This window comes from Marinobacter sp. (genome assembly GCF_039977835.1).
In the GTDB taxonomy this organism is placed as follows: domain Bacteria; phylum Pseudomonadota; class Gammaproteobacteria; order Pseudomonadales; family Oleiphilaceae; genus Marinobacter.
Window position 1 is genome coordinate 195,073 of sequence record NZ_JBDWCL010000036.1, and the last position, 13,164, is coordinate 208,236.

A 13,164-nucleotide genomic window follows, 5' to 3' on the forward strand; every position below is an offset into this window, starting at 1 on the left:
CCTGAGCCAGCAGTCCTTGCCGGCTTCTCATCCTTGACGCTGATCATTCTACGTGGGAACGGTTCTCAGGAAATCGGACAATCGCTCCGAGGCCTGTGCGATATCTCTTACGGATTTGTAATCTGGTCGGGCTATCTATAAATGAATACAGGTTCATGTTTTTGCAGTATTTTCGGGATCGCTCCTGGATGAAGACTGGTGGGCCTCGGCGGCTTCGCGGATTTTCTCCATGGTAATTTCCCGCACGGCCTTCTGGCTGATGCGAATGTGGTTTGTTAACCGATCCGCCGCCTCTATGGCGTGGCCGGCCCGGATGGCCTCGAGTATTTCGGCGTGCTCACGGTAGGTGGCGTCTATCCGGTCGTCGCGGGTAAAGTCCAGCCGGCGGATGATGCGCAGGCGGTCGGTGATCTCCCGGTGGATACGTGTCATCTCCCGGTTGCCGGCGGCCGCCACCAGGTCGCAATGGAAGCTTTCGTCCAGTGCCCGGACGGTACTGCCAACGGCGCGCTCGGAGGGGTGGTCTGGGTTCCAGATGGCGGTAAGGGTTCGGACGGTCTGGGGCACTTCCTGCAACTGGCAGATCTTGTGCATCGCGGCCCGTTCGAGGGTGATGCGCAGGTCGTAGAGTTCTTCTACCTGCTGGAAGTCAAACGGTTTCACCTGCCAGCCACTGCGGAAAAGCACTTCGACAAATCCTTCCCGCTGCAGCCGGTACAGCGCTTCCCGCACGGGCGTACGGCTGGCATTCAGGCGGGTTCCAACATCTCCTTCGCTGAATTTGTCGCTGGGGATCAGCCGAAACTCAAAGATGTCGTCCTTCAGGGCTTCGTAAACCCTGTCTGCCATGGACTCTTTTCTTTTGCCGTTTGTTGCCATGCTCTTTCCTTTGTATGCGGTGGCCTCTTGGTTTGGTGCCTGTTCTCTGGGGCCGGATGGCGGGGTGAGGGTTGCAAAAGACGTCGTGAACCCATCCATGGGGACTTGAGCGCAGCATCCCTGCTGCGCACACTTTTGAAACCCTCACCCCGCCATCCGGCCCCGACTCCCCCAGCGGCGATACTCCAATTTAAGAGGCCAGTGAGGCCAAACTCCCATACTCAGACCTTGATGCTCAACAAAGGCTCCCCCGGAGTAACGGCTTTACCGGGCTCAACATGCAAGGCGCTGATCTGCCCGGCAAGCGTTGCGTTTATCTCGAACTCCATTTTCATGGCCTCCACGATCACCAATGGATCGCCTTCAGCAACCGTATCACCGGGTTTGACCAGGCACTTCCAGATGTTGCCGGCGATCTCCGCACTCACCAGCTCCCCGAACCGCTCGAGGTCAGACACATCCGCTTTGGGCGGTGCCTTGGCCAGTTTGTCGAGTTCCGCAGCTTCGCTGTCTTTCCACAGGGCTACTTCCTTGGCATAGGCCGCCTGCTGCAGTTCGCGGAATTCGGCGATGGAGTCGGCGTTGGCGTCCAGGAAAGCCCGGTGGGATTTCAGGTCGAAGGTTTCTTCCTCGATTTTCACCGTCAGCTGGCCAGCGCGGAACTGGTCTCGCATTTCGTCCAGTTCGGCTTCGGTTACCGGGTAGTAGCACACCTGGTCGAAGAACCGCAGCAGCCAGGGCGCGCCTTCAGCGAATTGAGGATTCTTCAGGTATTTGTTCCAGATTGGCAATGTGCGGCCGACGAGCTGGTAGCCGCCGGGGGAGTCCATGCCGTAGATGCACATGTAGACGCCGCCGATGCCTACGGTGCCTTCGGCGGTGTAGGTTCTTGCCGGGTTGTACTTGGAGGTGAGCATCCGGTGCCTTGGGTCCAGGGGTACGGCGCAGGGGGCGCCCAGGTAAACGTCGCCCAGGCCCAATACCAGATAGCGGGCGGAGAACAGGATGTCTCGGACGGCTTCGCGGCTGGGCAGGCCGTTGATGCGTTGCATGAAGTCGACGTTGTTGGGCAGCCAGGGGGCAGTGTTGCGCACGGACTGGCGGTATTTGTCGACCGCCTCGAGGGTGGCGCTGTCTTCGAAGGCCATGGGAAGGTGAATCACCCGGCTACGGACTTTCAGTTCGTCGGTGGGCGGCAGGGTCCCTTCCAGGTCCAGCAGGTAGGTCATCAGGGATTGCTGCGGCAGGATGCGGGAGTCGTACCGCAGCTGCAGGGACCGCACCCCGGGGGACAGTTCCAGCAAACCAGCCGGCTGTACGCCGGCGATGGCTTCCATCAGGGCGTGGATGCGCAAACGCACGCCCAGGTCCATCACGTTAGGGCCGTATTCCAGCAATATGTACTGGTCGCCGGCCTGCCGGTAGGTGACTTCCGGGCGCCCGTCGGTTTCCTCCAAGTGGGCGAGGATAGTGGCGGAGAGGCCGTTCAGCGGGGCCAGGTCCGGTGCTACCAGTTCCGGCACCGGCGGTGCCATCAGGCTCTTGATGGCCAGTTCCTGGCGCTCGGAAAGCTTTACGGCGGTGTCGTTATCGATGGCGACGAAACGGATGGTGTCGCCGGGCTTTACCTGGCCCACTTTCCACAGCTCCGCCTTGGCGATGGTTACCGGGCACACGAAGCCGCCCAGGCTGGGGCCGTCTTTGGTCAAAATCACAGGCATATCGCCGGTGAAGTTGATGGAGCCGATGGCGTATTCGCAGTCGTGGATGTTGGAGGGGTGCAGGCCAGCTTCACCGCCGTCGGCGCGTGTAAACTCCGGCTTGGGTCCGTTCAGGCGGATGCCCAGGCGGTTGGAGTTGTAGTGCACTTCCCAGTCCTGCTCGAAGAACTTCTCGATGGACTTCTCCGTGAAGAAATCCGGGGCGCCGTGGGGGCCATAGAGCACGCCAATTTCCCAGTGATCAGGATAATCCGGGATCAGGTCCGGGTCCGCCGGGGCCGGGTCGTGTGTCGGTGCCGTGGTGGTGCAGGCTGGCAGGCTGATCTGGCTGATGCCCAGCATGTCGCCCGGGCGCAATGGCCGGCCACCGTGGCCGCCGAACTGGCCGAGGGCAAAGGTGGAACGGCTGCCCAGGTATACCGGTACATCGAACCCGCCGCGCACGGCCAGGTAGGTGCGGCAGCCCTTGATGGCCTTGCCGACGGCCAGGACCTGGCCGGCTTTTACCTTGATGGGCTTCCAGAACTCCACGGCCTTTTCGTCCAGTGTGGCTTCCGTCAGCGCACCGGTTAGCGCCACCACCGAATCCTTGTGGAACTTCAGGCTGGGGCCAATCAAAGTGGCTTCCAGCCCCGCTGCTTCGTGATGGTTGCCGACAATGCGGTTGGCGATGCGGAAGGCGTAGTCGTCCATCGGGCCACTGGGTGGCACGCCGATGTTCCAGTAGCCCACGCGGCCGGGGTAATCCTGCACGGTGGTGTAGGTGCCCGGTTTGACCACTTCCGCCACGGAGGGTTTGAGCTCGAAGCTCTCCAGCGCGCGGGTGGAGACAATGCCATCGGCAAAGCTCTGCTGGGCCACCACCTGGCGCAGGTAATCCAGGTTGGTGGCAATGCCCATCAGCCGGGTTTCCGCAAGGGCGGCTTTCAGTTTTGCCAGGGCATCGGCGCGGTCCTTACCGTGCACGATCAGCTTGGCGATCATCGGGTCGTAGTGGGCAGAGACCTCGCTGCCGTTTTCCACCCAGGTATCGACCCGAACGTCTTCTTCCGGCCAGTGCACATCGGTCAGTTCACCGGGGGAGGGCTGGAAGTCCTTTAGCGGATCTTCCGCATAGATGCGCACCTCCATGGAGGCACCGTTCAGGTTCGGCTCGAAACTGGCCAGGTCCGGGCTTTCACCGGCAGCGATCTTCAGCATCCACTCGATCAGGTCCAGGCCGGTGACAGACTCGGTCACCGGGTGCTCAACCTGTAAGCGGGTATTTACTTCCAGGAAGTAGAACTCGTCCCGGTCGGCGTCGTAGATGTATTCCACGGTGCCGGCGGAGCGGTAATTCACCGACTGACCAAGCGACACAGCCGCATCCAGCATCTTCTGGCGGGTGGCGGCCGGAAGGTTCGGGGCCGGGGTTTCTTCCACCACCTTCTGGTTCCGGCGCTGCAGGGAACAATCCCGTTCGCCCAGGGCAACCACATTGCCTGCGCCGTCCCCGAACATCTGCACTTCCACATGGCGGGCGCGGGCGATGAAGCGCTCCAGGAACACGCCGCTGTCGTTGAAGAAACTCTGGCCCTGGCGGCGAACGGTTTCAAAGGCATCCCGCAGTTCGCTTTCGCTGTTGCAGCGAGTCAGGCCGATGCCGCCACCGCCGGCGGTGCTCTTCAGCATTACCGGGTAGCCCAGTTTATTGGCGGTGCTCACCGCCTCATCCAGGCTGTCCAGCAGGCCGCTGCCCGGAGCGAGCGGCACGCCGGCGGCTTCTGCCAGTTCCCGGGCGCGGTGCTTCAGGCCGAATTCGCGCATCTGCTCCGGCGTAGGGCCAATAAAGGCAATGTGATCGGCCTCGCAGGCCTCGGCAAAGTCGGCGTTTTCAGAGAGGAAACCATACCCCGGAATGATCGCCTCGGCGCCGGTGTGTTTTGCCGCAGCAAGTATCTGGGCCTTGTCGAGGTAGGTTTCGCTGGCGCCGTTGCCTGTCAGGGCTACCGATTCGCCCGCTGTTGTCACATGCAGGCTGTGGCGGTCTTCATGGGAGTGCACGGTGACACTGGCAACGCCCATGGCTTTGAGAGTGCGGATGGTGCGGACTGCGATTTCGCCTCGGTTGGCGATTAGGACTTTTTTGAACATGATGTTTTAACTCCGTGTATGAGGGTGGCTACGGGGTCTGACCCTGCGGGTCTGACCCCAAAAATCTGACCAGGCCAGATCAACCTCCAAACTTTGGGTAAGCGCTTCTTGGTCAATATTTACGGGGTCAGACCCGCAGGGTCAGACCCCATAAAACCGCGCCACCCCCCGAACTCAGTCACATCCCGAGCCCCCTCAAACCCATACCCCTCACAAATAAACCCATTCACCCAACGGCCATCGGCGAGCTCCACGTTGCCAATGCCCAGGGGCGCCGGAATCAGGTCTACGAAGGAGCCGAAGGCCGAGGCGGGCATTTCCCAGACTTCCACGATGATCTGTTCGCCTTCTCCCGCTGCTACCCGTTTCAGTCCGGGCTTGGGCGGGGTGGTATTGGGCAGGGCGTAGAGCCGGTAATTGGCGGAGGTGGTGGTTTGCTCCAGCAGCACGGAGAGGCGCTCAGTCAATTGCGTGTTCAGAGGCATGCCGCTGAGGTGGGCGCCCACCACGGCAACCCGCACAGTAGGCGTGGAAATTTCGGCGCCGGGTGTTTCTTCCGGCCGTGGCTTGTCGGTGGCGCCCAGTGGCGTGGGATGGGCGTTCAGCCACTGGCAGGCCAGGTGTTGCAGCTCGGTGTCTTTCCAGGCGCCGCTGATCAGCGTAGCGCCGAAGGGCAGGCCGTCGTCCCGGAAGCCAGCGGGAATGGCCAGGGCGCTCATATCTGCCAGGTTTACGAAATTGGTGTAGGTGCCCAGCTGGCTGTTGAGGGTGACCGGGTCTGCGTTGACTGCTTCGATGGTCGGTGCCGTGGGGGCCGTGGGCACCAGCAGGGCGTCCACATCGGCCAGCAGCTCGTCAATCTGGCGCAGCAGTTCTTCTTTGCGGTACTGGGCCTTGAAGGTATCCGTTGCGCTGAACCTGCTGGCATTCTCGATAATGCCTTTCACCACCGGGTTCATCTCGCTGGCATGGCTTGCCATGAAGGTTTCCACAGCGGCGTGGCGTTCAGCCACCCAGGGGCCTTCATAAAGCAGCGCAGCCAGTTCCAGCATGGGCGCAAAATCCAGCGGCACCAGCTCAACATTCTGCTGCCGCCACAGGCTGATGGCGGTATTCCAGGCCGCTTCCGACTGCTGGTCACCAAACCATTGCGGGTGTTCGGGAATGGCCAGACGCTTGATCGGGCCCGGCCGGCGAATGGCCGGGCCGTCCAGGGGCAGGGCATAGGGCGCCTTGCGGGAGAAGGCATCGTCGGCATCGAACCCGGCCATGGCATCGGCTACCACCCCGGCGTCGTTCACCGTCAGTGCAAACACCGACACACAATCCAGGGAACGGCAGGCGGGCACCACGCCCTGAATGCTGAACAGCCCCTTCGTCGGCTTCAGCCCCACCAGATTGTTCAGCCCCGCCGGCACACGGCCGGAGCCGGCGGTGTCGGTGCCCAACGCAAACGGCACCAGGCCGCGGGCCACCACCGAGGCGGAACCGGAACTGGAGCCACCGCTCACCACCTCAGGCTTGAAGCTGTTGGGTACCGCTCCGTAAGGAGAGCGTGTGCCCACCAGCCCGGTGGCAAACTGGTCGAGGTTGGTTTTACCGATCAGAACGGCGCCAGCGGCCTTAAGCCGGGCAATAGCGTTGGCCTCCTCTTCCGGCGAATAGGCATAGGCCGGGCAAGCCGCGGTGGTCTCAAACCCCACGGCATCAATGTTGTCCTTCGCGGCGAATGGAACGCCGTACAACGGCAGGCGCCTGATATCGCCATCCACTTTATTAAGGCTGCCCGCCAGATCGAACAGGGCCGCCTGCAGCTGCGTGCTACCTGATAGTGCAATCCAGGCGTTGTCTGTTGTATCCAGGCTGGCGAGCAGTTCGCTAATCAGTTCCTCGGGCGTAGCGCCCGACTGATAGGCCTTTCGCCAGTCTTCAATGGTCCATCCGAGTGTTGCAGGCATGGTTCGTCCTCATGTGCGTTGTCATCTTGTATACATGAGCAATGGCAATGCCCGTGCCATTCGGAAGGGATTTCAAAATAACCAATAAAAACAGAGATGTGCGCACCTATGGCGATAAAAGGGACATTTTAAGGGCGCACTATTGATGGGCAGATGCACCAGAAAAAGGCCCGGAAACGGGAGATTTACGGGTTCTGGTGCCTCTGCCGAGTGGTGATGGGTAGCTTGTATACTAGATAACGTGTTGTTTTGGATGGGGTTCAGTGAAAGCTGGAACGCCAGATGCAGTGGCAGGTGTGCGTTTACTCAAGCGAATGGCACGAACCAACCCGTAAACAAGGACGCACAACATGACCCTTAAAAAACACGTGACACTTGGCCTCTCAGCGCTGGCCCTCTCTGTATCTCTTAACGCAATGGCCGCCGAAGACCCGATCAAGGTCGGTATCCTTCACTCTCTCTCCGGCACCATGGCCATCAGTGAAACGGTCCTGAAAGACACCGTTGAAATGCTCATCGAAAAGCAGAACGCCGAAGGTGGTGTGCTCGGCCGCCAACTGGAAGCGGTGGTGGTAGACCCGGCCTCTGACTGGCCGCTGTTTGCCGAAAAAGCCCGCGAACTGCTGGCCCAGGAAAAGGTGGACGTGATCTTCGGCAACTGGACCTCGGTGTCCCGCAAATCCGTACTGCCGGTGGTGGAAGAACTCAATGGCCTACTGTTCTACCCGGTGCAGTACGAAGGTGAAGAGTCTTCCGAGAACGTTTTTTACACCGGCGCGGCCCCCAACCAGCAGGCGATTCCTGCGGTGAACTACCTGATGAATGACATCGGTGTGGAACGCTGGGTACTGGCGGGCACCGATTACGTCTACCCGCGCACCACCAACAAGATCCTTGAGACCTACCTGATGGACAAAGGCGTGGCCAAGGAAGACATCATGATCAACTACACGCCTTTCGGGCATTCCGACTGGCAGAACATTGTGTCTGACATCAAGCGCTTCGGTTCCGCCGGCAAGAAAACCGCCGTGGTTTCCACTATCAACGGCGACGCCAACGTGCCGTTTTACCGTGAGCTGGGCAACCAGGGCATTTCCGCCTCCGACATTCCGGTGGTTGCCTTCTCCGTAGGTGAGCAGGAGCTCTCCGGCATCGACACCGGCCCGCTGGTTGGCCACCTGGCTGCCTGGAACTACTTCATGAGCGTGGACAGCGACGCCAACTACGACTTCATCGACCAGTGGGTGGCCCACACCGGCGATGAAGAAGCCGTCACCAACGACCCGATGGAAGCCCACTACATCGGCTTCAACATGTACATCGAAGCGGTCAAAAAAGCCGGCACCACCGACGTGGACGCGGTGAAAGACGCCATCATCGGCGTAACCGTGCCCAACCTGACCGGTGGCTACGCCGCCATGATGCCCAACCACCACATTACCAAGCCGGTACTGATTGGCGAGATCCAGGACAACGGCCAGTTCTCCGTTGTGTGGGAAACCCCGTCACTCGTGGCTGGCGATGCCTGGTCTGACTACCTTCCCGGTTCAAGGGACCTGATTGCCGACTGGCGCAAGCCGATGTCCTGCGGAACCTTCAACACCAAGACCGGTAGTTGCGGTGCCTCCGCCGGCGAAATGGCGGCGGCTGACGAATAAGCCATAGCCACCAGCAAAGCACCAAAGGCAACCCGGGGGTAGCTATGCTGCCCCCCGGTTGCCACCCCGCAACCCGCTTTCAACAGACAGGACAGATTATGGGCATCCTCCGATCGCTCACATTGCTGCTTATTGCCCTGGCTTCCGTGCTCTCACTTCCTGCCACCGCACAGCAGGACGATCCCGGCAAGCAACTGCTGTTCAACCTCGCAGAAGCACCGGCCAGCAAAGTGGAAGAAGCGATTAACGCCATCGTCAGCAGCGGTGATGAAAGAGCCAGGGGCTGGCTTGAAGCCTACGGCAACAACCGCCTGAGCCGCATAAAAGACACGGGGCAGGTGGTACTGGTTCTGAACAACCGGGGCCGGGACTGGGAAATCGCCAACCCGCTGACCGGAGAGAACATGGGCGACATGTCCCGCCGCGATCTGGACAGAGTCGCGATCAACAACCGCATTCGTGGCCAGCTTGAAGGCATACTCGCCATGCTGGACCTGAACGCCAAAGACCCGAACGTGCGTGAAGCTTCCGCACAGGACATGATGGGCAAAGTGGACGCCTCGCTGGTTGAGCCGCTGGAAGCGCGGCTGGAACAGGAAGACAGCGCCAGGGTGCGCAACCGCATTGAAGAAGCCATCGCCATTTACCGGGTGGGCGAGGGCGACCTTGAGGCCATCGAGGTACTGGCCGGCAGCCTGCACCCCCGTGCCCGCGCCGCCCTGAACGAGGCCGTCCGGGGCGATAACCCTGCGCTGGCCACCAAGGCCAAACAGGCACTGAGCACCATCGAACAGAAATTGAAACTGAACCGCGCTGCAGAGACCCTGTATTTTGGCCTCAGCCTCGGTTCGGTGCTGGTGCTGGCCGCCATCGGCCTGGCCATCACCTTCGGCGTGATGGGCGTGATCAACATGGCCCATGGCGAACTGATCATGCTGGGGGCCTACACCACCTGGGGCATGCAGCAACTCTTACCCGGCCAGCCCGGCCTGGCACTGATTCTCTCGATTCCCGCTGGCTTCCTGGTGGCCGCCACCGCCGGCATCATCATCGAACGCAGCGTTATCCAGTACCTCAAGGGCCGCCCGCTGGAAACCCTGCTGGCCACCTTCGGCATCAGCCTGATCCTGCAGCAACTGGTGCGCACGGTGATCTCGCCCCAGAACCGCACTGTGGTCACGCCGGACTGGATGAGCGGCTCACTGGTGATCAACGACGCGCTCTCCCTCACCCTCAATCGCATGTATGTGCTGGGCTTCGCGCTGGTGGTCTTCGCCACACTGATGCTGATAATGCGCAAGACCCGCCTGGGCCTGGAAGTGCGCGCCGTCACCCAGAACCGCAACATGGCCCGCTCCATGGGCATCCGTGCTACCCGGGTAGACATCATGACCTTCGCCCTGGGCTCCGGCGTTGCCGGCCTGGCCGGGGTGGCGCTTTCCCAGCTTACCAACGTGGGCCCCAACCTGGGCCAGAACTACATCATCGACTCCTTCATGGTGGTGGTGTTCGGTGGCGTGGGTAACCTCTGGGGCACACTCATTGCCGGGCTCTCCCTGGGCACCATCAACCAGCTGCTTGAACCCTGGGCCGGTGCCGTACTCGCCAAGATCATCGTGCTGGTGTTCATCATCCTGTTTATCCAGAAACGGCCGAAGGGGCTCTTCCCCCAGAAAGGCCGGGCAGCGGAGGGCTGAGTTATGTCGTCATCACAGAACTGGCTGCTCCGGCCCTTTCAGGAGCGTTCCACACAGATATTCCTGAGCGTACTGTTTGCGGCCCTGGTGGCGGTAACCTTCCTCCACCTGTTCATGCCGCAAGACAGCGCCCTGCATGTCAGCGCCTATACCGTCACCCTGCTGGGCAAATACCTGTGCTACGCGCTGCTGGCGGTGGCGGTGGACCTGGTGTGGGGTTACCTCGGTATCCTCAGCCTGGGCCACGGCGCGTTCTTTGCCCTCGGCGGCTATGCCATGGGCATGTATCTGATGCGCCAGATCGGTGATCGCGGCACCTACGGAGACCCGGTATTGCCGGACTTCATGGTGTTCCTGAACTGGGACGAACTGCCCTGGTACTGGCTGGGCTTCGACATGGCCTGGTTCGCCTTCATCATGGTGTTACTGGCGCCGGGCATTCTCGCCCTGGTGTTCGGCTTCCTGGCCTTCCGCTCGCGGGTGACCGGGGTGTACCTCTCCATCATCACCCAGGCACTGACCTTTGCGCTGATGCTGGCCTTCTTCCGCAACGAGATGGGCTTTGGCGGCAACAACGGCCTGACCGACTTCCGCGACATCCTCGGCTTCAACCTGCGCACCGACGCCACAAGGCTGGGGCTGTTCATCGCAACCGGCATAGCCCTGGCCATCGGCTACGTGATCTGCCGCGCCATCGTGGCCAGCAAACTGGGCCGGGTCAGCATCGCCTGCCGCGACGCCGAAGCCCGCACCCGCTTCCTGGGTTACCGGGTGGAACGGGTGCAGCTGTTCGTATTCGTGGTATCCGCCATGCTGGCGGGTGTGGCCGGCGCGCTGTACGTGCCGCAAGTGGGCATCATCAACCCCAGCGAATTCTCGCCGCTGTTCTCCATCGAAATCGTGGTGTGGGTGGCCCTGGGTGGCCGCGCAACCCTCTACGGCGCGGTGATCGGCGCCATTCTGGTGAACTACGCCAAAACCGTGTTCACCGGCGTAATGCCAGACGCCTGGCTGTTCATGCTTGGTGGCCTGTTCGTGCTGGTGACCGTGTTCCTGCCCAAGGGCATCGCCGGCCTGCTGCAGAAACGCCAGAAGCAACCCCAGACCCAGGAGGCCACCGCATGAGCATGCTGGAGCAACTCACCCATCGCGACCGGGTGTTCGACTTCCTCGCCCCCGTGGCCTCACCAGTCGACGTGCGCCACGGCCCGATCCTGTACATGGAGGGTGTGAACGTAAGCTTTGACGGCTTCAAGGCCATCAACAACCTCAACCTCACGGTGGACGACGGCGAACTGCGCTGCATCATCGGCCCCAACGGCGCGGGCAAAACCACCATGATGGACATCATCACCGGCAAAACACGCCCGGACACGGGCTCCGTATGGTTCGGCAGCCGCCACAACCTGCTCACCAAGAACGAGCCGGACATCGCCAGCCTGGGCATCGGCCGCAAGTTCCAGAAACCCACCGTGTTCGAAGCACTCACCGTGTTCGAAAACCTGGAACTGGCCATGGCCGCCGACAAACGCATCCTGCCCACCCTGACTGCCGTCATGAAACCGGAATACCGGGACCGCATCGACGAAGTGCTGGAAACTATTAACCTTGCGGCCATAGGAAACAGACTCGCCGGCATCCTCTCCCACGGCCAGAAACAGTGGCTGGAAATCGGCATGCTGCTGATGCAGAAACCAAGGCTGCTATTGGTAGACGAACCCGTCGCAGGCATGACCGAACAGGAAATGGAACGCACCGCCGAACTGCTCACCAGCCTGGCCGGCAAACAGTCCGTTGTGGTGGTGGAACACGACATGGGCTTCGTGCGCTCCATCGCCCGCCAGGTGACCGTGCTGCACCAGGGCAGCGTGCTGGCCGAAGGCACCATGGACCAGGTCTCCAACGACCCGGAAGTGATCAAGGTATACCTGGGGGAGGAGGCGTAATGCTCAAGATCCAGAAGCTCAACCAATACTACGGCGAAAGCCACACCCTCTGGGACCTGGACCTGGACGTGCCCCAGGGCCAGTGCACCTGCGTGATGGGCCGCAACGGCGTGGGCAAGACCACCCTGATGAAATGCATCATGGGCGAGGAAACCACCAAGAGCGGCAGCATTGAATTTGCCGGCGATGTGGAAATGACCAAAAAGAAAATCGAAGACCGATCAAGACTGGCCATTGGCTACGTGCCCCAGGGCCGGCAAATCTTCCCCCTGCTGACCGTGGAGGAAAACCTCCGCACCGGCCTGGCTGTGCGCCAAGACGGCAGCAAGAAGATACCGGATCGGGTGTATGAGTTGTTTCCGGTGTTGAAGGAGATGAAACACCGCAGAGGCGGTGACCTGTCTGGCGGGCAGCAACAGCAGCTGGCAATTGGGCGGGCGTTGGTGATTGAGCCCAGGCTGCTGATTCTGGATGAGCCGGGGGAGGGGATTCAGCCGAATATTGTGGCGCAGATTGGGGAGGTTATTCGTCGCCTTATCGAAGAGGATGGGCTGACGGTTCTGCTGGTTGAGCAGAAGTTGCCGTTTGCTCGGAAGTATGCGGATCGGTTTGCGATTCTGGATCGGGGGAGGAGGGTTGCTGAGGGGGGGATTGGTGAGTTGTCTGATGAACTCATCAAGAAACACCTGACGGTATGACCGCCATACAACTTATCAACGCCAATTGCTCGTATCGGTACCGCTCAAGCTGAAACGCCTTCAGTGTTCCTGCCAATAGTGTCGCAAAAACAGAAAACTGCGCCGCAATGTCGCGCATCTTATTCTGTGGAAAAATTTGTATTTTTGTAATTAGAGCAGACAAGAAGGGCTGTGATGATCTACCTTAGGTAGCTAAACACTACGGAAGCACCGATTGTTAGGGATGACGCCCGATGAACCGTTCAGTACTAATGCAGTCTTTTCTCCACCTTTGGCATTTCATACCCTTCGTACTGCTGTTAGTCATCCGGCGCTCGCCTCGCCTGAATGGGCACCTAGTGTTCCGTCCGGGTATTTCCTAAGTGTATATATGCTATAATTCGAGCTGTTATTCACGAGCTTGGAGACTCTGTTTTGGCCCGCAAACCAGCACCCTTTAATCTTACGGTAAACGATCAACTGGAGCTGGAAAGC

Annotated in this window: 8 protein-coding genes; 5 read left to right on the forward strand and 3 right to left on the reverse strand. The window is 60.5% G+C overall.

Annotated elements, in window-relative coordinates; all coding sequences use genetic code 11:
- Positions 1-153: 153 nt before the first annotated feature.
- From ABJM11_RS10450 to atzF, 3 genes are all read right to left on the reverse strand, one after another.
- A complete protein-coding gene (locus tag ABJM11_RS10450) occupies positions 154-879 on the reverse strand; it encodes a GntR family transcriptional regulator (protein WP_348295670.1) in 726 nt (241 codons plus the stop codon).
- A 221-nt stretch (positions 880-1,100) separates the two neighbouring features.
- Positions 1,101-4,733: an urea carboxylase gene (gene uca, locus ABJM11_RS10455; RefSeq protein WP_348295671.1), complete on the reverse strand. Its 3,633-nt coding sequence runs from the start codon at positions 4,731-4,733 to the stop codon at positions 1,101-1,103.
- A gap of 119 nt (positions 4,734-4,852) precedes the next feature.
- The gene (atzF, locus tag ABJM11_RS10460) at positions 4,853-6,691 is read right to left on the reverse strand and encodes an allophanate hydrolase (RefSeq protein WP_348300407.1); all 1,839 of its coding nucleotides are present in this window, start codon (positions 6,689-6,691) and stop codon (positions 4,853-4,855) included.
- 350 nt (positions 6,692-7,041) lie between these two features.
- On the opposite strand from atzF, the gene urtA reads away from it, so the two are divergent.
- The 5 genes from urtA (at position 7,042) to urtE (ending at position 12,690) form a co-directional block, all read left to right on the forward strand.
- Positions 7,042-8,349 carry an urea ABC transporter substrate-binding protein gene (gene urtA, locus ABJM11_RS10465; RefSeq protein ID WP_348295673.1) on the forward strand — a complete coding sequence of 436 codons (1,308 nt, stop codon included), beginning with the start codon at positions 7,042-7,044 and terminating at the stop codon, positions 8,347-8,349.
- 98 nt (positions 8,350-8,447) lie between these two features.
- Positions 8,448-10,046: an urea ABC transporter permease subunit UrtB gene (gene urtB / locus ABJM11_RS10470; protein ID WP_348295674.1), complete on the forward strand. Its 1,599-nt coding sequence runs from the start codon at positions 8,448-8,450 to the stop codon at positions 10,044-10,046.
- A 3-nt stretch (positions 10,047-10,049) separates the two neighbouring features.
- Positions 10,050-11,171 (forward strand): urea ABC transporter permease subunit UrtC, encoded by a 1,122-nt coding sequence (gene urtC, locus ABJM11_RS10475; RefSeq protein ID WP_348295675.1) that lies wholly within the window; start codon positions 10,050-10,052, stop codon positions 11,169-11,171.
- Positions 11,168-11,992 carry an urea ABC transporter ATP-binding protein UrtD gene (gene urtD, locus ABJM11_RS10480; protein ID WP_348295676.1) on the forward strand — a complete coding sequence of 275 codons (825 nt, stop codon included), beginning with the start codon at positions 11,168-11,170 and terminating at the stop codon, positions 11,990-11,992. Before urtC ends, urtD begins: the two co-directional genes overlap by 4 nt.
- Complete coding sequence (urtE, locus tag ABJM11_RS10485; protein WP_348295677.1) at positions 11,992-12,690, forward strand: urea ABC transporter ATP-binding subunit UrtE; 699 nt, start codon at positions 11,992-11,994, stop codon at positions 12,688-12,690. The genes urtD and urtE overlap by 1 nt, the downstream gene beginning before the upstream one ends.
- The last annotated feature ends 474 nt before the right edge of the window (positions 12,691-13,164 follow it).